Annotated in this window: 18 protein-coding genes; 14 read left to right on the top strand and 4 right to left on the bottom strand. The window is 72.5% G+C overall.

Features of this window, described 5'->3' with window-relative positions:
- Positions 1–43: 43 nt before the first annotated feature.
- On the bottom strand, positions 44–523 hold the full coding sequence (locus BGP79_RS12775; protein WP_233121510.1) for a hypothetical protein: 480 nt from the start codon (positions 521–523) through the stop codon (positions 44–46).
- A gap of 249 nt (positions 524–772) precedes the next feature.
- Between BGP79_RS12775 and pheS the strand changes: the two genes are divergently transcribed.
- The gene (pheS, locus tag BGP79_RS12770) at positions 773–1,873 is read left to right on the top strand and encodes a phenylalanine--tRNA ligase subunit alpha (RefSeq protein ID WP_083701912.1); all 1,101 of its coding nucleotides are present in this window, start codon (positions 773–775) and stop codon (positions 1,871–1,873) included.
- A complete protein-coding gene (gene pheT, locus BGP79_RS12765; protein ID WP_076696145.1) occupies positions 1,873–4,407 on the top strand; it encodes a phenylalanine--tRNA ligase subunit beta in 2,535 nt (844 codons plus the stop codon). Before pheS ends, pheT begins: the two co-directional genes overlap by 1 nt.
- Before the next feature lie 117 nt (positions 4,408–4,524).
- Here pheT and BGP79_RS12760 read toward each other — a convergent pair whose 3' ends face one another.
- Positions 4,525–5,685, bottom strand: coding sequence for a GGDEF domain-containing protein (locus BGP79_RS12760; RefSeq protein WP_083701911.1), 1,161 nt, complete (start codon positions 5,683–5,685; stop codon positions 4,525–4,527).
- Positions 5,686–5,937: 252 nt separating this feature from the next.
- Between BGP79_RS12760 and BGP79_RS12755 the strand changes: the two genes are divergently transcribed.
- Positions 5,938–6,345, top strand: a complete 408-nt coding sequence (locus tag BGP79_RS12755) for an STAS/SEC14 domain-containing protein (RefSeq protein WP_076696143.1) — start codon at positions 5,938–5,940, stop codon at positions 6,343–6,345.
- 2 nt (positions 6,346–6,347) lie between these two features.
- Positions 6,348–7,922, top strand: coding sequence for a bifunctional diguanylate cyclase/phosphodiesterase (locus tag BGP79_RS12750; protein ID WP_076696142.1), 1,575 nt, complete (start codon positions 6,348–6,350; stop codon positions 7,920–7,922).
- Positions 7,923–7,977: 55 nt separating this feature from the next.
- On the opposite strand, the gene BGP79_RS12745 is transcribed toward BGP79_RS12750, so the two are convergent.
- Positions 7,978–8,982, bottom strand: coding sequence for a quinone oxidoreductase (locus tag BGP79_RS12745; RefSeq protein ID WP_233121507.1), 1,005 nt, complete (start codon positions 8,980–8,982; stop codon positions 7,978–7,980).
- 145 nt (positions 8,983–9,127) lie between these two features.
- On the opposite strand from BGP79_RS12745, the gene BGP79_RS12740 reads away from it, so the two are divergent.
- The 7 genes from BGP79_RS12740 (at position 9,128) to BGP79_RS12710 (ending at position 16,384) form a co-directional block, all read left to right on the top strand.
- Complete coding sequence (locus BGP79_RS12740) at positions 9,128–10,201, top strand: aldo/keto reductase (RefSeq protein ID WP_076696140.1); 1,074 nt, start codon at positions 9,128–9,130, stop codon at positions 10,199–10,201.
- Positions 10,202–10,294: 93 nt separating this feature from the next.
- Entirely contained in the window at positions 10,295–11,326 is a 1,032-nt protein-coding gene (argC, locus tag BGP79_RS12735; RefSeq protein WP_076696138.1) for an N-acetyl-gamma-glutamyl-phosphate reductase, read from the top strand.
- Complete coding sequence (argJ, locus tag BGP79_RS12730; RefSeq protein ID WP_076696136.1) at positions 11,323–12,513, top strand: bifunctional glutamate N-acetyltransferase/amino-acid acetyltransferase ArgJ; 1,191 nt, start codon at positions 11,323–11,325, stop codon at positions 12,511–12,513. The genes argC and argJ overlap by 4 nt, the downstream gene beginning before the upstream one ends.
- A 7-nt stretch (positions 12,514–12,520) precedes the next feature.
- On the top strand, positions 12,521–13,492 hold the full coding sequence (gene argB / locus BGP79_RS12725; protein WP_076696134.1) for an acetylglutamate kinase: 972 nt from the start codon (positions 12,521–12,523) through the stop codon (positions 13,490–13,492).
- A gap of 101 nt (positions 13,493–13,593) precedes the next feature.
- A complete protein-coding gene (locus BGP79_RS12720) occupies positions 13,594–14,892 on the top strand; it encodes an acetylornithine transaminase (RefSeq protein WP_076696914.1) in 1,299 nt (432 codons plus the stop codon).
- Positions 14,893–14,897: 5 nt separating this feature from the next.
- The gene (argF, locus tag BGP79_RS12715) at positions 14,898–15,863 is read left to right on the top strand and encodes an ornithine carbamoyltransferase (RefSeq protein WP_076696132.1); all 966 of its coding nucleotides are present in this window, start codon (positions 14,898–14,900) and stop codon (positions 15,861–15,863) included.
- Positions 15,860–16,384: an arginine repressor gene (locus tag BGP79_RS12710; RefSeq protein ID WP_076696130.1), complete on the top strand. Its 525-nt coding sequence runs from the start codon at positions 15,860–15,862 to the stop codon at positions 16,382–16,384. Before argF ends, BGP79_RS12710 begins: the two co-directional genes overlap by 4 nt.
- Positions 16,385–16,462: 78 nt before the next feature.
- Here BGP79_RS12710 and BGP79_RS12705 read toward each other — a convergent pair whose 3' ends face one another.
- Positions 16,463–16,951, bottom strand: a complete 489-nt coding sequence (locus tag BGP79_RS12705; protein WP_083701910.1) for an ankyrin repeat domain-containing protein — start codon at positions 16,949–16,951, stop codon at positions 16,463–16,465.
- 211 nt (positions 16,952–17,162) lie between these two features.
- On the opposite strand from BGP79_RS12705, the gene BGP79_RS12700 reads away from it, so the two are divergent.
- From BGP79_RS12700 to BGP79_RS12690, 3 genes are read left to right on the top strand one after another with little or no spacing between them, the layout of a single operon-like run.
- On the top strand, positions 17,163–18,467 hold the full coding sequence (locus BGP79_RS12700; RefSeq protein ID WP_076696128.1) for an ABC transporter substrate-binding protein: 1,305 nt from the start codon (positions 17,163–17,165) through the stop codon (positions 18,465–18,467).
- Positions 18,464–19,405, top strand: a complete 942-nt coding sequence (locus tag BGP79_RS12695; RefSeq protein ID WP_076696127.1) for a carbohydrate ABC transporter permease — start codon at positions 18,464–18,466, stop codon at positions 19,403–19,405. The genes BGP79_RS12700 and BGP79_RS12695 overlap by 4 nt, the downstream gene beginning before the upstream one ends.
- Positions 19,402–20,325: a carbohydrate ABC transporter permease gene (locus BGP79_RS12690; RefSeq protein ID WP_083701909.1), complete on the top strand. Its 924-nt coding sequence runs from the start codon at positions 19,402–19,404 to the stop codon at positions 20,323–20,325. Before BGP79_RS12695 ends, BGP79_RS12690 begins: the two co-directional genes overlap by 4 nt.
- The last annotated feature ends 83 nt before the right edge of the window (positions 20,326–20,408 follow it).

Genomic DNA, 20,408 nt, shown 5'->3' with positions numbered 1-20,408 from the left:
CGAGGAGACGTCCGGAATGCGGCGTCGGCGCGGTGAGGCCGATTCACCGACCGGGACGACGCCGTCCTCGCAGCGGGCGGACCGGTCGCTCGCGGTAGCCGCCGATCCGCAGGCCCGCGCGGCGTTCGAACACGTTGCGCGACGCGGGGTCCCCGGTACGCAGCAGCGACCAGACCGCCGCGACACCGTATGCCGGCAGGAACGGCAGCCCGAGCAACGCCGCGTACTGGGTCGCGTGCGCGGCCTCGTGGGCCACGAGGTCGGGCGAGAGTGCCGCACCGATCGGCTGCCCCTCCGGTGCGTGACCGCGCACGAGCACGACGTTGCCGACCGTGAAGGCGCTCGCGACCGGCAGGCGCGGCCGGTAGCCGGTGCCGACGTACAGGCCGTGCGGCCCACGGCGGACCGGGGTGCCGGTGAGCGCGGCGATGCCGAGGCCGAGCGGCGTCGACAGGTTCACCCAGTTCACGCTCCGCCGGATCCGTTGCCCGCGCGTCAGGTCCCTCGCGCCGCCCTGCGTCATGCCGGTCATCCTAGATCCGGAATCGGTTCGGAACCGGCTCGGAACCGGCCCGGTGAGATCACGGTCCCGGGGGTCCGGCAACGCTGGCCTAGACTGATCAGGGCCTTCATCGCGGTGTGACGGGTGCCGGAACCGACGGCACGCCCACCGCGTCCGGAGGCCGAAGAGCACCGCCGTGCCGCGAGCCGCGAGCCCGGCCGAGCATCACCGTTGACCACCACTGCCGAGGACGCGCGAGGACACTGGACCATGCCTGAGACGACCGCGAGGGACGACGACGCCGAGTCCGCCGTCCCCGACGCTCCCGCCATCGCCGCTCCCGATCCCACGGATCCGGACGCGGTCGACGCCGTCGTCGAGGCCGCGCTCACCGCCGTCGCCGGTGCCGCGGATCTGGACGCCCTCAAGGCGGTCCGTATCGCCCACACGGGGGAGCGGTCCCCGCTGGCGCTCGCCAACCGGAGCATCGGGTCCCTGCCGAAGGCCGACAAGGCCGCCGCGGGCAAGATCATCGGCCCCGCGCGCGGCCGGGTGTCCCAGGCCATCGCCGCGCGGACCACCGTGCTGGAGGCCGAGCGGGAGGAGCGAATCCTCGTCGAGGAGGCCGTGGACGTCACCGCCGCCCCGCGCCGGCGCAGCGCCGGCGGCCGTCACCCCATCTCCACGCAGATCGACCAGGTGTGCGACATCTTCGTCGGCATGGGCTGGGAGATCGCGGAGGGCCCCGAGGTCGAGTCGGCCTGGTTCAACTTCGACGCCCTGAACTTCGCGCCGGACCACCCGGCCCGCGAGATGCAGGACACCTTCTTCGTCGACCCGCCCGAGGCCAACCTCGTGCTGCGCACCCACACGTCCCCGGTGCAGGTCCGCTCCATGCTCGAGCGGGACCTGCCGCTCTACGTGCTGTGCCCGGGCCGCGTGTACCGCACGGACGAGCTCGACGCCACGCACACCCCGGTCTTCCACCAGTTCGAGGGCCTGGCCATCGACAAGGGCCTGTCCATGGCGGACCTCAAGGGCACCCTCGAGCACTTCGCCCGGCAGATGTTCGGCGCCGAGGCGCGGATCCGGCTGCGCCCGGCGTTCTTCCCCTTCACCGAGCCCAGCGCCGAGATGGACGTCTGGCACCCCGGGGCCAAGGGCGGCCCCCGCTGGATCGAGTGGGGCGGCTGCGGCGTCGTCAACCCCAACGTGCTGCGCGCGGCGGGGATCGACCCGGAGGAGTACTCCGGCTTCGCCTTCGGCATGGGCATCGAGCGGGCACTGATGTTCCGCAACCAGGTGCCCGACATGCACGACATGATCGAGGGCGACGTCCGGTTCAGCGAGCACTTCGGGATGGAGATCTGATGCGCATTCCCCTGTCATGGCTGCGTGAGTACGCCGCCGTCCCCGCCGGGGCCACCGCCGAGGACGTGATGGCGGACCTCGTCACCGTCGGGCTCGAGGAGGAGGACGTCCACCGCCCCTCCGACGAGCTGAGCGGCCCCGTCGTCGTCGGCCAGGTGCTCACCGCCGAGAAGGAACCGCAGACCAACGGCAAGACCATCAACTGGTGCCAGGTGCGGGTCGCCCCCGAGGGGCAGCAGGCCGCCGACGGCGGTGCGGACGTGCGCGGCATCGTGTGCGGCGCCCACAACTTCGTGCCCGGCGACAAGGTCGTCGTCACGCTGCCCGGTGCGGTGCTGCCCGGGGACTTCCGGATCGCCGCCCGCAAGACCTACGGGCACGTCTCCGACGGCATGATCGCCTCGGTGCGTGAGCTCGGCATCGGCGAGGATCACGACGGCATCCTCGTGCTCTCCTCGATCGGCCTGGACCCCGAGGTGGGCACCGACGCCCTGACGCTGCTCGGCGTCACCGACGAGGCCGCCGAGATCAACGTGACCCCGGACCGCGGCTACTGCTTCTCCATCCGCGGCGTCGCCCGGGAGTACGCGCACGCCACCGGCACCGCCTTCACCGACCCGGCGACCCTGCCGGTCCCGCCGACGCGGGTGGGTGGCGGCATCGGCGTGCACCTGGCCGACGACGCGCCGATCCACGGCAGGCCCGGTGCCCGCCGGTTCCTCACCCGCCGGGTCACCGGCATCGACCCGACGCGGCCCACCCCGCCGTGGATGGCCTCCCGGCTGCGACTGTGCGGCGTGCGCTCCATCTCGCTGACCGTCGACATCGCCAACTACGTGATGTTCGAGCTCGGCCAGCCGATCCACACGTACGACGCCGCGACCCTGACCGGTGACATCACCGTGCGCCGCGCGCGGGCGGGGGAGACCCTGCGCACCCTGGACGACAGGCAGCGCGCGCTGGACCCCGAGGACCTGCTCATCACCGACGAGTCCGGGCCCATCGGCCTGGCCGGCGTGATGGGCGGCGCGTCCACGGAGTGCTCCGGCACCACGGTCGACGTGCTGATCGAGTCGGCGACGTTCGACCCGGTGAGCATCGCCCGCACCCGGCGCCGGCACAAGCTGCCCTCCGAGGCGGCCAAGCGGTTCGAGCGCGGTGTCGACCCCGAGGTCGCCGCGGCGGCCGCCCAGCGCGTCGTCGACCTGCTGGTCGACCTCGCCGGCGGCACCGACACGAGCGAGCTGACCGACGAGCGGATCCCGGTCGAGGCGACGGAGATCTTCCTGCCGCGCGGCTTCATCGACCGGCTGATCGGCCGTGCCTACGACGATGCGACCGTCACCGGCCGGCTCACCGAGCTCGGCGCCATCGTGACCGAGGACGACGCCCACGGCGTGGCCGGCTGGCGCGTCCTGCCGCCGACCTGGCGTCCCGACCTGGCCATCCCGGCCGATCTCGCGGAGGAGGTGGCGCGGCTCGACGGGTACGACAACATCCCCTCGCGGCTGCCCGTCGCCCCGCCGGGCCGCGGCTTCACCCGGGTGCAGCAGCAGCGACGCCGGCTGGCGACCTCCCTCGCCGCCGCCGGGCTGACCGAGGTGCTGGCCTACCCGTTCGTCACCGAGCACGCCAACGCCACGTTCGGCGTGCCCGTCGCCGGGCAGGCGCGCCCGACCGTCAAGCTGGCCAACCCGATCAGCGCCGAGCAGGCGTGGCTGCGCACCTCGATGCTGCCCGGCCTGCTCGACACGGCCCGGCGCAACGTCTCCCGCGGTTTCCGCGACCTCGCTCTGTTCGAGACGGGCACCGTGTTTCTGCCCGAGGGGCAGCACGGGTCCGCGAGTGTGCCGCCGATCGGCGTGCTGCCGGAGCCGGCGGTGCTCGCCGACCTGCAGGCGGGCCTGCCCGCCCAGCCGGCGCACCTCGGCGTCGTGCTCACCGGCCACGAGCCGGGGACCGGCAAGAACGCGCGCCTGCTCGACTGGGCCGACGCGCTCGACGCGGCGCTGCTCGCCGCCCAGGTGCTCGGCGTCGAGCTGACCGTGGCCGCCGGCCGACACCAGGCGTTCCACCCGGGCCGGACGGCCGCGCTGAGCCTGCCCGACGGCACCCCGGTCGGCTGGGCGGGCGAACTGCACCCGCAGCTGCTCGCCGCCGCCGACCTGCCGGCCCGCACGGTCGCCGCCGAACTGGACCTGGACGCGCTGTACGCCGCCGCGCCGGAGATCGTCACGGCCGGTGAGCTGTCCACCTACCCGATGGCCACCCAGGACGTCGCGCTCGTCGTGCCGGACGCGGTCACCGCAGGTCAGCTGCGGGAGGCCCTGATCGAGGGTGCCGGGGAGCTGCTCGAGTCGATCGACCTGTTCGACGTCTACACGGGAGAGGCGCTGGGGGAGGGCCGGAAGTCGCTGGCGTTCACGCTGCGGTTCCGTGCCCCGGACCGGACGCTGACCGCGGACGAGGCCTCCGCGGCCCGCGCGGCGGCTGTCGCCGTCGCGGCGGAACGGTACGGCGCCGCCCAGCGCTGATCGGTCCTCCGGCGGCGCCGCCGTCGACGCCGCCGTCGTCACCAGGAACGACGAAGACCCCGGGAGACCGGGGTCTTCGTTCGTCTGTGGTTGTCCGTCGGTGGACGTGGTCGGCCGTCAGGCGGCCTGGCCGTCACCGATCATCGTCCGGTTGCGGCCCTGGTTCTTGGCCGCGTACAGGGCGCGATCCGCGCGAGCGATGAGTTCGGTGAGGGACGAGAAGCCGGTGGAGGTGTCCGCGATGCCGAAGCTGGCGGTCGCCATCCGGCCGGTACCGCGCAGGGGGCCGGTCTCGGCGAGTACGACGTTGATGCGATCGGCCACGCGCACCGCCTCCGGCGCCGTCGAGGACGGCAGCAGCATGATGAACTCCTCGCCCCCGTACCGGCCCACGAGGTCGGAGGTGCGGACCGTCATCCGGCAGGCGTCGCCGAAGGCCTGCAGCACGGCGTCGCCGGTGATGTGACCGAACTCGTCGTTGATGGCCTTGAAGCGGTCCAGGTCCGCCATCACGACGGAGCACACCGTGGAATTGTCCCGGGAGCGGCGCAGCAGCGACTCGGCCTCCTCGAGGAACCGCACCCGGTTCAGCAGCCCGGTCAGGCCGTCCAGCGTCGCCTGCTCGCGCAGTTGCGCCGTGCGCTGCGCGTTGTTCAGCGCCGTCATCGTCGAGGTCGCGGACACCAGCAGCAGGATCGCGACGAGGAACGTGACGCCGGTGCCGAACAGGGAGAGGAAGACCGGATTGGTGGGGCCCATCAGGAGCACGCCGGCGGCGCGGGCGAGGAAGTAGACGGCGGCGACCGTCGCCATGATCGCGAAGGAGCGCACGTCCCGCCACTGCGAGGAGTGCCGGATGCGCAGCTCGACGGCGGCCGCGCCGATCCCGATCCCCATGGCGACCAACCACGCGGCCTGGCCCGGGGCCGTGTCGCCGACGCTGCGGCCGGCCATCGAGACCGTCGTGGTCGCCGCGCCCAGGAGGAGGAGTGGCCAGATGACGGCGGGACGCCCGCGCATCCGACGCGCACCGACCCACATGCAGCCCGCCGCGATCGCCATGATGCCGCTGCCGACCGACATGATCGGGCTGATGTTCTCGACCTGGCCGATCGTGTAGCAGATCGAGGCGCCGGAGAAACAGGCGACGGACGCGGCCCACCAGCGGGCGACGTCGGTCCGGGTGCGGCGGTACGAGTCGAGGTAGAAGATGATCAGCTGCACGAACGACACGGCGGCCAGAACGACCATCATCGTCGTCACGTCCAACTTCAGCATGAGACCTCCACCGCGGCCCGCCCAGAACCGTTCGATTGTATGGCCGTTACTGTCGGCCGGTCACAGATTCTGTCAGATGACGTGCAACACACCAAGCGCGAAACGCCGTCGTGACGACGGCACGAATGGTGACACGAACGAGACGTACGGTGACGCTGACCGGGGGCCACGGCACGATATGCTCCACGGGAGTGGGCTCAGCCACTCGCGCGCCGATGCGCGCATGCGTGCAGGACGAAAGCGGGGTGAACGATGACGGGTGGAACTGGAGGGACGGTTCCCGGACCGGGCAGCGGCATCGTCAGCCTGACCTTCGATGCGGACGGCATCCTGCACTTCGTGATGGAGCCCCACCTCCGCCTCGACGGCGTCCGCGCCCAGAACGCGGTGGACCTGACCAACGAGTGGGCCGACGGACGGCGCATCGCCGTCCTCGTCGACATCACCGGCATGATCTCGGTGGACCGTGACGTGCGTCGCGTCCTCACGCAGCCGAGCGCGGCCGCCGCCCTGGCGGTGCTGGGGGGTTCCTCCGTGGAACGCGTGCTCGCGAACTTCGTCATCAGCGTCACGAACGTGCCGTGCCCCATCCAGTATTTCCGGTCGGAGGACCAGGCGCGCGCCTGGCTGCTCCAGGTGACCGCCGACGAGGGGCGCTGACCGTGGCCGACGACCGACGGGCCGAGGACGAGGGCAACGGCAGACTGGACGAACTGGTCGAGGGGATCGTGCGGATCTCGGCCGGCGACTTCGCCGCGCGTCTGCCCATCTCCGAGGCCCGTGACGAGATCGACGCCCTGACCGCGGGCATCAACCTGCTCGCGGAGGAGATCGAATCCCTCTACTCCGACATGGAGAGCCGCGTCGCGGAGCGCACCATCGAACTGCAGCGTGCTCGCATGGAACTGCAGCGCCTGGTCGACACCGACGACCTGACCGGACTCGCCAGCCGACGGCTGCTGCTCGAGCGTGCGGGCGAGGCGCTGCACTCGCCCGATCGCGGTGACGGCGGCACCGCCCTCGTCGTGCTCGACCTCGACGACTTCCGCCTGATCAACGACAGCCTCGGCCACTCGGTCGGTGACGCGGTGCTGCTGCACGTCGCGAGCCGCCTGCGCGGCATCGTGCGCCCCGATCAGCTCGTCGCGCGTCTCGGTGGCGACGAGTTCGCGATCCTCGTTCCGACCGGCGGTGTCGAGGCCGCCCTCGCCGTGGCCCACCGGGCCCTGGACGTGCTCGGTGAACGGGTCATGATCGGTCCGCTGAACGTGGGCGTGGACGCGACCGCCGGCGTGCGTGCCGGCGAGCACGGCACCCCGGTCGAGGACCTGCTGCGGGACGCGGACACCGCGATGAACCAGGCCAAGACCGACGGCAAGGGCCGGGTGTCGATCTTCACTCCGGCGATGCACCAGGATGCCCGTGACCGGGTCCAGCTGATCTCCGAGCTGCGCCGCGCCCTCGAGACGGACCAGCTCGAGGCCTTCTACCAGCCCATCGTCGATCTGCGCACGGACTCCGTGGCGGGCGCCGAGGCCCTCGTGCGCTGGCGCCACCCGGAGCGCGGGCTGCTGTTGCCCGCCGCGTTCCTCGATGCCGCCGAGGAGGGCGGCCTCATGGTCGAGATCGGCCGGTGGATGCTCAGCAGCGTGATCGGGCAGATCGGCCGGTGGACGCGCGAACTGACCCTGTCGGACTGCTTCCGGGTGCACGTGAACATCTCCCCGTCGGAACTGCGGCACGGCGACCTCGCCGAGTACGCGACCGGACTCCTGCGGGACGAGGGCGTGGCGGGCCGGCGGCTGACGCTCGAGATCACCGAGTCGCTGCTCGTCACCCGCGGCGACGTCGTCGACCGCAACATGGCGGCCCTGCGCGACATCGGCATCCCCCTGGAGATCGACGACTTCGGCACCGGATACTCGTCCATCAGCTACCTGCAGTCCCTCCCGGCGGAGAACGCCAAGATCGACCAGTCGCTCACGAGCGGTCTGCTCGTCCAGGGCAAGCAGCGCCAGTTCGTCGGCGCGATCCTCGACCTGATCCACACCGCCGGCATGGGGGCGGTGGCGGAGGGCGTGGAGGAGCGCGGCCAGGCGGACGTGCTGCGCAGCCTGAACTGCGAGTACGCCCAGGGGTACTACTTCAGTCGGCCGGTGCCCGCCGAGATCATGCGCGAGTACCTCTCCGGCGCGCGCCCGCTCGCCGCGGCCGCCGACGACGCCCGCTGGGCCTGAGCCGAGCCAGCGCCGACGGCCACAGCCCGACGCGCCGCCCCGGCCGGACGCCGGCTCAGGGGACCAGCAGCACCTTGCCGGTCGTGCGACGTGCCTGCAGGTCCGTGTGCGCCTGGCCGGCCTCGGCCAGCGGGTAGCGGGCGCCGACCCGTACGTCGAGCTTGCCCTCCTCGACCAGGGCGAACAGGTCCGCCATCCGGGCGCGGCGGTCCTCGGCCGTCGTCGTGTAGTGCATCATCGTCGGCCGGGTCAGGTAGAGGGACCCGCCGGTGTTGAGCCGCTGCGGGTCGACCGGCGGCACCGGCCCGGATGCCGCCCCGAAGAGCACCATCAGGCCGCGCACCCGCAGGCTGGCCAGCGAGTCGTCGAAGGTGTCCTTGCCGACCCCGTCGTAGACGACGTCCACGCCCCGGCCGTCGGTCAGCTCGCGCACCCGGTCCCGGAACCCGGCGTAGCGCAGCACCTCGTCGGCGCCGGCACCGGCAGCGAGCTCCGCCTTCTCGTCCGTGGAGACCGTGGTGTAGACCGTCGCCCCCGCGGCCTTGAGCAGCTGGATGAGCAGCAGGCCGACCCCTCCGGCGCCGGCGTGCACCAGCGCGGTCTCCCCGGGCTGGACGTCCTTCGTGGCGTGCGTGAGCAGGTGGGCGGTCATGCCCTGCAGCGGCAGGGCCGCGGCCGTCTCGTCGTCGATGCCGTCCGGCACCGGGACCAGCGCGTCGGTGTCGACGGCCGCGTACTGCGCGTAGCCCCGCGCCCCGTGGGCGGTGGCGACCCGGTCGCCGACGGCCACGTCGGTCACCCCGTCGCCGACGGCGACGACCGTGCCGGCGAATTCCGCGCCCGGCGTGAAGGGGAACCCCACGTCGTAGATGCCGGACCGCTGGTAGGTCTCGATGAAGTTGACACCGGTCGCGGCGATCCGCACGAGCGCCTGACCGGGCCCGGGTTGCGGGACGGCGATGGACGCGGTGGTCAGCACCTCGGGTCCACCGGCCTGCTCGGCGACGATGGCGGTGGCGGTCTCGGGGATGGCGGTGCTGGCGGTCTGTTGGTCGCTCACGGGTGCTCCTCGGTGACGGGGACAGGGTTCACGCCATCGTAGGCACACGCCGGTGGGGGGACGGTGCCGGCTTTACGACGGGGTGCGCGGCGCGGCAGCATGGGGGAGGAGCGATCATGAGGCACCTGATGATGAGGAGTGCGACATGGAGTACACGCGACTGGGCAGTTCCGGCCTGTACGTCTCCCGGCTGGCCCTGGGCACCATCCCGTTCGGTTCGGGCGGCGGCATGGAGAAGATCGACGGGATCGACGGCAAGGACGCCGAACGGCAGCTCGACACCGCGCTGGACCACGGGGTGAACTTCCTCGACACCGCCAACATCTACTCGGGCGGGGACGCCGAGCGGGTGCTCGGGGAGGTGCTCGGCGCGCGCCGCGACGCGTTCGTCCTCACCTCCAAGGCGCGCACCGCGACCGGGGACGGGCCGAACGACTCCGGGGCCGGCCGCTACCACCTCACGCGTGCGGTCGAGGACAGCCTGACGCGGCTGAAGACCGACCACCTCGACCTGCTCTATCTGCACCAGTGGGACGGGCAGACCCCGATCATCGAGACGATCGCGACGGCGAACGAGCTGATCCGGGTCGGCAAGATCCGCTACTGGGGCGTCTCCAACTACAACGGCTGGCAGCTGGCCAAGACGGTGTACGAGGCCCAGCTCGCCGGGCTCGAGGGCCCGATCTCGCACCAGACCTACTACACGCCCGAGGCGCGGGAGGTCGAGTACGAGATCATTCCGGCGGCCCGGGATCTCGGGCTGGCGACCTTCGGCTGGAGCCCGCTGGGGGAGGGGCTGCTCAGTGGTCAGGTGAGGCGCGGCCGGCAGACCTCGCCGGACACCCGGCAGGGTACCGACTGGCCGGAGCCGCACGTCGTCGACCAGGAGCGCGCGTACGACCTGATCGACCTGTTCGACGAGATCGCGCAGGGACTGGGTTGGTCCATCCCGCAGGTCGTCATCGCCTGGATCCTCACGCGGCCGGGCGTCAATGGCACCGTGATCGCGGCGCGTCGCCACGAGCACCTGGTCGAGGATGTCGAGGCCGCGGAGCTGACCCTGCCCGACGACGCCCGCGACCGGATCACCGCCGCGTCCCAGCTGCCGGCCTATTACCCGGTGTGGCACCGGCTGCTCAACGGCCAGGACCGGCCCGAGCCCGCCGAGGCCGAGTTCTACTCCGAGCACCAGCAGGCCCTCGACGCCGCCGGCTCCTGAGGCCGCGACCGGGGCCGGACGTCATTGCCCGGCCTCGGCCCACTGTTGCATAACTATCCTGACCACTGCATAACTTTCCTGTATGGTGGGGACATGAGCTTCTCGGTCGCCGTCTCGGGTGCCACCGGTTATGCCGGTGGCGAGGTCCTTCGTCTGCTCGCGGGCCATCCCGAGGCTCGCATCGGTGCGGTCACCGCGCACAGCAGCGCCGGCGTCCGCCTCGGTTCGATCGCACCCCACCTGCACGGCCTCGCCGACCGCATCGTCGAGGAGACGACGGTCGAGAACCTGACCGGGCACGACGTCGTCGTCCTCGCCCTGCCGCACGGGGCCAGCGCGCCCGTCGCCGCGCAGCTGCCCGCCGAGACCCTGATCATCGACGCGGGGGCCGATCACCGGCTCACCGACGCCGCCGCGTGGGAACGGTTCTACGGCAGCGAGCACGCCGGCAGCTGGCCCTACGGGCTGCCCGAGCTGCCCGGCGCCCGCGACCAGCTGCGCGGCACGAAGCGGATCGCCGTGCCCGGCTGCTACCCGACGTCGTCGCTACTGGCGCTCGTGCCCGGATTCGACGCCGGCCTGCTCGAGCCCGACGACGTCGTCATCGTCGCCGCGTCCGGCACGTCGGGGGCCGGCCGGTCCTCCAAGCCGCACCTGATCGGCGCCGAGGTGATGGGCTCGATGAGCCCCTACGGCGTCGGCGGCGGTCACCGGCACACGCCCGAGATCGAGCAGGGGCTCTCCCGGGCCGCCGGCTCGCCCGTGCAGGTGTCCTTCACCCCGACGCTCGCGCCGATGCCGCGGGGCATCCTCGCCACCGCGACCGCCCGGCTCGCCGCCGGCGTCGACGCCGCCACCGTGCGCGAGACCTGGGACGCCTTCTACGCCGACGAGCCGTTCGTGCACCTGCTGCCCGAGGGCCAGTGGCCGACCACCGGATCGGTGCTCGGTTCCAACCACGCCGTCCTCCAGCTCGCCGTCGATCCGCACGCCGGTCGCGTCGTCGTCTGCTGCGCGATCGACAACCTCACCAAGGGCACCGCCGGCGGCGCCATCCAGTCCATGAATCTCGCCCTCGGCCTCCCCGAGACCCTGGGCCTCGACCTGCAGGGAGTCGCCCCGTGACCAGCGTCAGCACCGGCACGCCGGAGGATGCCCTCGGCGTCACCACCCCGGCCGGCTTCCGTGCCGCGGGCGTCACCGCCGGGCTGAAGGCCTCCGGCAAGCCCGACGTCGCGCTCGTCGTCAACGACGGCCCGAGCCACGCGGCCGCGGCCGTGTTCACCGCCAACCGGGTGGCCGCCGCACCGGTGCTGTGGTCCCGCCAGGTGATCACCGACGGCCGGGCGGACGCCGTGCTGCTGAACTCGGGCGGCGCCAACGCGTGCACCGGGCCCGAGGGGTTCGCCAACACCCACACCAGCGCCGAGCAGGTCGCGACCGCGCTGGGCATCGGCGCCGGCGACGTGCTCGTCTGCTCCACCGGCCTGATCGGGGAGCAGCTGCCGATGCCGCAGCTCGGCGCGGGCATCACCACCGCCGTGGCGGCGCTGGCCGAGGACGGCGGTCCCGCGGCGGCCGAGGCGATCATGACGACGGACACCGTGGCCAAGCAGGCCACCCACCTCAGCGAGGACGGCTGGTCGATCGGCGGGATGGCCAAGGGCGCCGGCATGCTCGCGCCCGGACTGGCCACCATGCTCGTCGTCCTGACGACCGACGCCGACCTGCCCGCGGACGCCCTCGACGCCGCGCTGCGGTCCGCCACCCGCGTCACCTTCGACCGCGCCGACTCGGACGGCTGCATGTCGACCAACGACACCGTCACCCTGCTCGCGTCCGGGGCCAGCGGCACCACGCCCGACGCCGCGGCGTTCACCGCCGCCCTGACCGGGGTGTGCGACACCCTGGCCCGCGCCCTGATCGCCGACGCCGAGGGGGCCAGCCACGAGATCGCCGTCCGGACGGTGAACGCGGCCACCGAGGACGACGCCGTCGAGGTCAGCCGCGCCGTCGCCCGCTCCAACCTGTTCAAGACCGCGATCTTCGGGCAGGACCCCAACTGGGGCCGGGTGCTCTCCGCGGTCGGCACGACGAGCGCCGCCTTCGAACCGGGCGACCTGAACGTCACGATCAACGGCGTGGCGGTGTGCCGCAACTGCGGGATCGGCGAGCCCCGGGAGGCCGTCGACCTGTCCGGCCGGCACGTCGACGTCGAGATCGACCTCGGCGCCGGCACGGCGACGGCGACGATCCTGACGAACGACCTCACCCACGACTACGTGCACGAGAACAGTGCCTACTCCAGCTGAGGACGCCGTGACGGACCCGATTGACACCGCAGACACTCCCGACACCGCCGCCGCGAAGGCGGCGACTCTGATCGAGGCGCTGCCCTGGATCCAGCGGTTCGCCGGGGCGCGCGTGGTGCTCAAGTACGGCGGCAACGCCATGGTCGACGACGAGCTGCGACGCGCGTTCGCGGCCGATGTCGTCTTCCTGGCGCACGTCGGCCTGCACCCCGTCGTCGTCCACGGCGGCGGCCCCCAGATCAACGCCATGCTCTCCGCCCTCGGCATCGAGTCCGAGTTCCGGGGCGGCCTGCGGGTGACCACCGAGGAGACCATGGACGTCGTCCGGATGGTGCTCACGGGGCAGGTCGGCCGCGAACTGGTCGGGCTGATCAACCAGCACGGGCCGTATGCGGTCGGCATGTCCGGGGAGGACGCCGGCACGCTCACCGCGACGCGCACCGGCACCGTCGTCGACGGCGAGGAGGTCGACCTCGGCCTCGTCGGGGAGGTCACCACCGTCCACCCGGCCAACATCGAGAGCCTGCTGGCCGCCGGCCGGATCCCCGTCATCTCCTCGGTGGCGCCCGAGGTGGACGCCGGCGGTGTCCCCACCGGGCAGGTGCTCAACGTCAACGCCGACACCGCCGCGGCCGCCGTCGCGGTCGCGCTCGGCGCCCAGAAGCTCGTCATGCTCACCGACGTCGAGGGCCTCTACGCGGACTGGCCGGACCGGTCCTCGCTGATCTCCCGGCTCTCCGCCGACCGCCTGCGCGCCATGCTGCCGGGTCTGCAGTCCGGCATGATCCCGAAGATGGCCGCCGCCCTGGCCGCCGTCGACGGCGGGGTCCCGGCCGCGCACGTCGTGGACGGGCGCAACCCGCACAGCATGCTGCTCGAGATCTTTACCGACGAGGGCATCGGCACGCTGGTGACGGCGGACGAGCGGGGCACCACGACCACCACCACCACCACCCCGACCGCGAAGGAGAAGCCGTGACCACGTCATCGACCCCAGCGACGGGTGGGGACCGGCGAGAGACCGGTCTGTCCGCCGAGCTCGCCGGCACCCCGGCCACCTCACCGGCGACCACCGCGACGATCGGGGGGACCGGCGGCACCGTGTCGACCGGCGCCGCCTGGCTCGAGCGCTACTCCGGGTCCCTGCTCGACGTGTTCGGCACCCCGCAGCGCGTGCTCGTGCGCGGCTCCGGCAGCCGGGTGTGGGACGCCGATGGCGCGGAGTACCTGGACCTGCTCGGCGGCATCGCCGTCAACGTCCTCGGGCACGCCCACCCGCTGCTGACCAGCGTCGTCGCGAGCCAGCAGGCCACGCTCGGCCACATCTCGAACTTCTTCACCAGCCCCACGCAGGTGGCGCTCGCCGAGCGGCTGCTGGCGCTGGCCGGCGCCCCCGCCGGCTCCCGCGTGTTCTTCGCCAATTCCGGCACCGAGGCGGTCGAGGCGGCGCTGAAGCTGGCCCGCCGCGCGGGCAACAGCGCGGACCCGGTGCGGCCCACTGTCGTCGCTCTCGAACAGGGTTTCCACGGCCGGACGATCGGGGCGCTCAGCCTCACGCACAAGGCCGCCTACCGGGAGCCGTTCGCCCCGCTGCCCGGCGGCGTGACGCACATCCCCGCCGGTGACCTGGACGCCCTGCGCGCCGCCATCACGGAGGAGACCGCCGCGCTGGTGCTCGAACCCATCCAGGGCGAGGCCGGCGTGCTGCCGCTGCCCCCGGGCTACCTGCGGGAGGCCCGCCGGCTGACCCGCGAGGCGGGCGCCCTGCTCATCCTCGACGAGGTGCAGACCGGTGTCGGCCGCACCGGGCGCTGGTTCGCCTTCCAGCACGAACCGGACCTGATGCCCGACGCCGTGACCCTGGCCAAGGGCCTCGGCGGCGGCTTCCCGATCGGTGCCCTGATCACCTTCGGCTCGGCCGTCTCGGACCTGCTCGGCCCCGGCCAGCACGGCAGCACCTTCGGCGGCAACCCCGTCGCGACCGCGGCGGGTCTGGCGACCCTGCACGTGATCGAGTCCGACGACCTGCTCGGCAACGCCGACCGCGTCGGCCGGCACCTGCGCGAGGGCCTCGCCCGGACGCCGGGCGTGACCGCCGTGCGCGGCGAGGGCCTGCTGATCGGCTTCGACCTGGACGCCGATCCCGCGGACGGGCTGGCCCCTGCCGCCGTCCTCGCGGCCCTCGACGCCGGCTTCATCGTCAACGCCCCCGGGCCGCGCACGATCCGGCTCGCCCCGGCGCTGCTGCTGACCACCGAGGAGGCCGACGGCTTCCTCGCCGCCCTGCCGGGCATCCTCGACGCGGCCCGCGCGGCGACCGCCGGCACGTCGGCTGCACCCTCCGCCGGGACCGCCCGGCCCGAACCCGCCCAGGAGTAGTTCCCATGACCCGGCACTTCCTCACCGACCTCGATCTCAGCCCGGCCGAGCAGGCCGAGGTGCTCGATCTCGCCGCCGCCATGAAGGCGGACCGGTACGGGTACCGTACGTACGCAGCGTCGGGGCACGCGTCGAAGACCGTCGCGGTGATCTTCGACAAGACCTCCACCCGGACCCGGGTCTCCTTCGCCGCGGGCGTCGCGGACCTCGGCGGCAACCCGCTGATCATCAATCCGGGGGAGTCCCAGATCGGGCACAAGGAGTCCGTCGCGGACACCGCCCGCGTCCTCGAGCGGATGGTGCACACGATCGTGTGGCGCACCTACGCGCAGGCCGGCCTCGAGGAGATGGCCCGGTTCAGCTCGGTGCCGGTGATCAACGCCCTGAGCGATGACTACCACCCGTGCCAGCTGCTCGCGGACCTGCTGACCGTCCGGGAGCACTGCGGCCGCACCGCCGGGCTCACGCTCGCCTACCTCGGCGACGCCGCGAACAACATGGCGAACTCGTACCTGCTCGCGGGCGTGAACGCCGGCATGCACGTACGGGTTGCCGGGCCGGAGGGCTACCTGCCGGACGAGGCGATCGTCGCGGCCGCCCGGGAACGTGCGCAGGCCACCGGCGGATCCGTGCTGGTGACGACGTCCGCCGCCGAGGCGCTCGACGGCGCCGACGTGCTCGCGACCGACACGTGGGTGTCGATGGGGCAGGAGGACGAGAAGGCCGACCGGGCCGAGGTCTTCCGGCCGTACGCGATCGACGAGGCGGCCCTCGCGGCGGCGGCGCCCGGCGCGATCGTCCTGCACTGCCTGCCGGCCTACCGCGGGTACGAGATCAGCGCCGGCGTCATCGACGGGCCCCAGTCCGTCGTGTGGGACGAGGCGGAGAACCGGTTGCACGCGCAGAAGGCGATCATGCACTGGCTGATGGACGCCTCGGGGCTGATCGACGCGCCGGGCTCGTCCTCGTGAGCGCCGGCTCGGAGGGCGCCCGATCCCGGCCGACGACGAAGACGGCCCGGCAGGCCCGCATCGCGGCGCTGCTCGAGGGGTCGGCGGTGCGTTCGCAGGCGGAGCTCGCGCAGCGGCTGGCCGACGACGGTCTCGCGGTCACGCAGGCGACGCTCTCCCGCGACCTGGTGGAACTGGGGGCGGTACGCGTCCGGGGGGCCGACGGCGGGCTCGTCTACGCGGTCCCGGCCGTGGGGGCGGACCGCACGCCCCGTAGCGCCGTGGACCAGGAACTGCTCGACGCGCGCCTGGCCCGGCTGTGCGAGGAGCTGCTGGTCACCGCGGAGGCGTCGGCGAACCTCGTCGTCCTGCGCACCCCGCCGGGCGCCGCCCAGTTCCTGGCGTCCGCGATCGACCACTCGGTGCTGCCCAGCGTGCTCGGCACCATCGCCGGGGACGACACCGTGCTGCTCGTGTGCCGGGAACCGGAGGGCGGCCCGGACCTGGCCGCGCGGTTCCTCGCGCTGGCCTCGGACGGCTGAGACCCGGCCGCCTCGAGCCCAGCTGCCTGAGACCTGGACCCCTGAAGCCCAGCCGGCTCGAGCCCAGCCGGCTCGGACTCAGTCGCGCGGAGCGCGCAGCAGCTCCGCCATGGCGGGCAGCTGGAAGTAGTCGGCGACGGAGACGGGCGTCTGCCGGCCCCCGTGCGGGTCGGCGCCGGCTGCGAGCAGCGCCCGCACGATCGCCTCGTTCTGCCGGAACACCGCCGCCGCCAGAGCCGTCTGACCCATGTCGTTGACCCGCTCCGTCTCGGCGTCGCGCGCCAGCAGCGCCTCCACCGTCCCGGTCTGCTGGTGGTAGGCCGCGAGGATCAGCAGGGTGTCGCCCTTGGCGTTCGTCAGGTCGACCGGCAGGCCGGCGTCGACGAAGGCGCTCAACCGCTCGGTGTCGCCGTCGCGGGCGAGGTCGAACATCTCGTTCAGCAGCGCGAGGTCCTCGTCGGTCAGCTGGTCGGTCTCGCGGCCGGCCGGCCGGGTGTCTGATGGAGCGGCCGGCTGCTCGGTCGGGTGATCGGTCAGCTCGTCCGTCGCGTCGCGTGTCTCGTCCATCCGTTCATTGTTCCACCGGGCGCAGTTCCACCGGGTGCGGGCTCCGGTCGGCGAGCGCCTCCGCGGTCCCGGTCCGGACCTCGTCGTCATCCGGGTCGTGCCGTCGGCGCCGTCGTCGGGCATACTGACCGTGACCTGATATCTCGATTTCCGTGACATCAGGTCACGGGCCGCGTCGACCACGTCCCGCCGGCACTCGACAGGAGCATCCATGCAGGTGACCCGACGCCGTTTCCTCCGAGCGGCCGGTGCAGCGGCGGTACCGCTGATGGCCGCGGGCTGCGGCTTCGTCCCGCAGAGCAGCGGGTCCGAGGCCGACGCCGACACCCTGACCTTCACCACGTGGGGCACGGACGCCGAGCTCGCCGGCTTCCGGTCCGCGATCGCCGGCTTCGAGCAGGCGTACCCGGGTCGGCACGTCGCCTTGAACTCCGTGCCCTACGAGCAGATGTTCACGAACATCGACGCCCAGCTGCAGGCCGGCAACCCGCCGGACGTGTTCCGGGTGCCGTACTACTCCTTCGGCGCCTACGCGGCCCGGGGACAGCTGCTGGACCTGAGCCGGTCGCTCAACGCCGGCGTCGGGGACCGATTCACCGCGACGGCGTGGGCCGCCGTGCAGGCGCAGGGACGCCCGTTCGGGGTCCCGCACCACACGGACACCTCGGCGCTGCTGGTCAACACCGAGATGCTGCGGAAGGCGGGCATCACCACGGTGCCGCGGACCGCGGCCGAGGCGTGGACGTGGGACGAACTGGCCGACGTGGCCGGAAAGCTGCGGCGGGCGCTGCCCGCGGATCGGTACCCCTTCGCCTACAACTGGCAGGGCAACGGCGTCACGCGGTGGCTCAGCCTGCTCTTCCAGGCCGACGGTGCCTTCCTCGGCACGGACCAGCGGACCCCGGCCATCGACTCCGCCGCCGGGCGGGACGCGGTCGCGTTCGCCCAGCGGTTCTTCACCGAGCGCTGGGTCCCGGCCAACGACTCGATCAAGTCCTCGACCTACGCGGTGGACTCCTGGTACTCGGGGACGGTCGCGATGGTCTGGTCCGGAGCGTTCCAGATCCCCGACGCCGCGAAGACCCTCGACTTCGACTGGACGGCCGCCGTCGCCCCCCGGCGCGCCCGCGGGGGCGGCGACTTCGGCGGCAACGCCCTGGTCGCCACGGCGCAGACCAGCAAGCCGGACCTGGCGGCCTCGTTCCTCGACTTCATCACCCGGAAGGACCAGATGCAGGACTTCTGCTCGCGGGCCTCGCTGCTGCCCACCCGCCGGGATCTCGCCGGCGGCGGCCTGCGGTTCGCCGTCCGGCCCGAGCTCACCGCCACCTTCGTGGGTCAGGCGGGCGTGATCCAGCCGGAGGACGTCGCCCAGGTGGCCAGCCCCGACATGGCGAAGATCATCACCGTCCTGAAGGACGGTCTCGAGGACGCCTTCGTCGGCGGACGATCCCCGGACGCGACGGTCCGGGCCCTGGCCGAGGGCATCGCGGCAGCGACGGGAGCGCACGCATGAGCCAGGACCTGACGACGGACCCGACGACGGGCGGCGCCCCGGTCTCCGGGCTGAACCGGAAGCCGGCGCGTCACCGCTCCGAGGCGCGGGCGGCCTACGCGCTGATCGCCCCCAACATGGTGCTGCTCGCGATCTTCGTGCTCGTCCCGCTCGTCGGGGCATTCGTGCTCAGCTTCCAGCGGACCAACGGCTTCGGCGCCGGCGACTGGGTCGGGCTGGAGAACTACGGCCGGCTGGTCGGCGACCCGCTGTTCTGGCGGGCCCTGGGCAACACCGTGCTGTTCACGGTGATCGTCACCCCGGTCTCGATGGCGCTCGGGCTGCTCGCGGCCGTCCTGCTGAACTCGGTGCTGCCGGCGCGCGGACTGTTCCGGTCGGTGGTCATCATCCCGATGGCCGTCTCCGGGGTGGCGACGGCGCTCATCGGGGTGCTCGTCTTCGACCAGAACTCCGGCATCCTCGACAAGATCCTCCGCGCGGTGGGTCTGCCCGCCGCGCAGTGGCAGTCCAGCCCCGTGGCGGCCTTCGCCTCCGTCGTGCTCGTGACCATCTGGTGGCGGGTCGGCTTCAACATGCTGATCTACCTGGCCGGGCTGCAGGGGATCGGGACGGCGCTGCCGGAGGCGGCGGAGATCGACGGTGCCAACGCATGGCAGCGGTTCCGCAACGTCACCGTGCCCCTGCTGGGCCCGTCGTCCTTCTTCCTGGTCATCCTCAACGTCATCTACTCCTTCCAGGTGTTCGACATCGTGTTCGTGCTCACCGGAGGAGGGCCGCGCAATGCGACATCGGTGCTGGTCACCTACGCCTACGACAACGGATTCGTCACCCGCGACCAGGGGTACGCCGCGGCCATCGGGATGGTCCTGCTGCTGCTCGCCGTCGTCTTCACCGCCGCGCAGTGGCGCGGCAGCCGCACCCGGGAGCTGACCGAATGAGCACTGCCGCCCGCACCACGACCGATTCCCTGCCGGACCCGGCCACCGCCGACGCCGCCAGGACGGATCGCACCCCGCGCCGTCCGGCTCCCTCCCGGCGACGGCGTGGACGCGCCGGTCTGCTCGCGCGGACCCTCGCCGCCGTCGTCGTCTCCCTGCTCGTCATCGCCCCGCTGTACTGGATGCTCGTCGTGGCGCTCTCACCGCGCTCCGAACTGCTCGGCAGCGAACTCCGCCTGTGGCCGCGACAGCTGACGTGGGACAACGTGGATCGGGTGTTCTCCTCGTTCCCGGTGGTCGAGTGGTTCGGCAATTCGGTGGCGATCTCCCTGTCGGTGGCGATCCTGACCACGGCGGTCAACCTGCTCGCCGGCTACGCCTTCGCGCACCTGCGGTTCCGGGGTTCGACGGTGCTGTTCTTCGTGGCGCTGGCGACCCTGACCATCCCGGTGCAGGTGATCATGGTGTCGCTGTTCCGCATCGTCACCGGGCTGCACCTGTACGGCACCTACTGGGCGGTGATCCTGCCGAGCGCCGCGTCCGCCTTCGGGCTGTTCCTCGCCCGCCAGTTCCTGCTCGGGGTGCCGCGGGAACTGATCGAGGCGGCCCGGCTCGACGGGGCGAGCCACCTGAGGGTGTTCACCCGCGTCGTGCTGCCGATGTCCTGGCCCCTCGTGGCGGTGCTGTTCTTCATGAGCCTGCTGCAGTCCTGGAACGAGTTCGCCTGGCCGCTGATCGCGCTGCGGGAGAACCGGCTGTTCACCCTGCCCATCGGCTTGCTCTACCTGCAGGGTCAGTTCAACGCCGACTACGGGGCCACCATGGCGTTCGCCCTGGTGAACGTGGTGCCGATCGTCGTCGTCTTCCTGCTGTTCCAGCGGTTCTTCGTGCAGGGCTTCGCGCGCAGCGGTATCCGCTGAACCATCCCCGCTGAGCCATTCCCGCTGAGTCGTCCCGCCGCGCCGTCCCAGCGCCGCGGCAGGCGTCGCGGTCCTGGGCGCAC

This window comes from Tersicoccus sp. Bi-70, from assembly GCF_001968825.1.
GTDB lineage: Bacteria > Actinomycetota > Actinomycetes > Actinomycetales > Micrococcaceae > Tersicoccus.
The sequence above is the reverse complement of the archived record's forward strand: the minus strand, read 5'-3'. Positions and strand labels throughout refer to the sequence as shown.

Coding starts and splice junctions, on each gene's coding strand:
- BGP79_RS12775 (WP_233121510.1), bottom strand. CDS start 523: ATGACGCAGGGCGGCGCGAGGGACCTGACGCGCGGGCAACGGATCCGG.
- pheS (WP_083701912.1), top strand. CDS start 773: ATGCCTGAGACGACCGCGAGGGACGACGACGCCGAGTCCGCCGTCCCC.
- pheT (WP_076696145.1), top strand. CDS start 1,873: ATGCGCATTCCCCTGTCATGGCTGCGTGAGTACGCCGCCGTCCCCGCC.
- BGP79_RS12760 (WP_083701911.1), bottom strand. CDS start 5,685: ATGCTGAAGTTGGACGTGACGACGATGATGGTCGTTCTGGCCGCCGTG.
- BGP79_RS12755 (WP_076696143.1), top strand. CDS start 5,938: ATGACGGGTGGAACTGGAGGGACGGTTCCCGGACCGGGCAGCGGCATC.
- BGP79_RS12740 (WP_076696140.1), top strand. CDS start 9,128: ATGGAGTACACGCGACTGGGCAGTTCCGGCCTGTACGTCTCCCGGCTG.
- argC (WP_076696138.1), top strand. CDS start 10,295: ATGAGCTTCTCGGTCGCCGTCTCGGGTGCCACCGGTTATGCCGGTGGC.
- argF (WP_076696132.1), top strand. CDS start 14,898: ATGACCCGGCACTTCCTCACCGACCTCGATCTCAGCCCGGCCGAGCAG.
- BGP79_RS12705 (WP_083701910.1), bottom strand. CDS start 16,951: ATGGACGAGACACGCGACGCGACGGACGAGCTGACCGATCACCCGACC.
- BGP79_RS12700 (WP_076696128.1), top strand. CDS start 17,163: ATGCAGGTGACCCGACGCCGTTTCCTCCGAGCGGCCGGTGCAGCGGCG.
- BGP79_RS12695 (WP_076696127.1), top strand. CDS start 18,464: ATGAGCCAGGACCTGACGACGGACCCGACGACGGGCGGCGCCCCGGTC.
- BGP79_RS12690 (WP_083701909.1), top strand. CDS start 19,402: ATGAGCACTGCCGCCCGCACCACGACCGATTCCCTGCCGGACCCGGCC.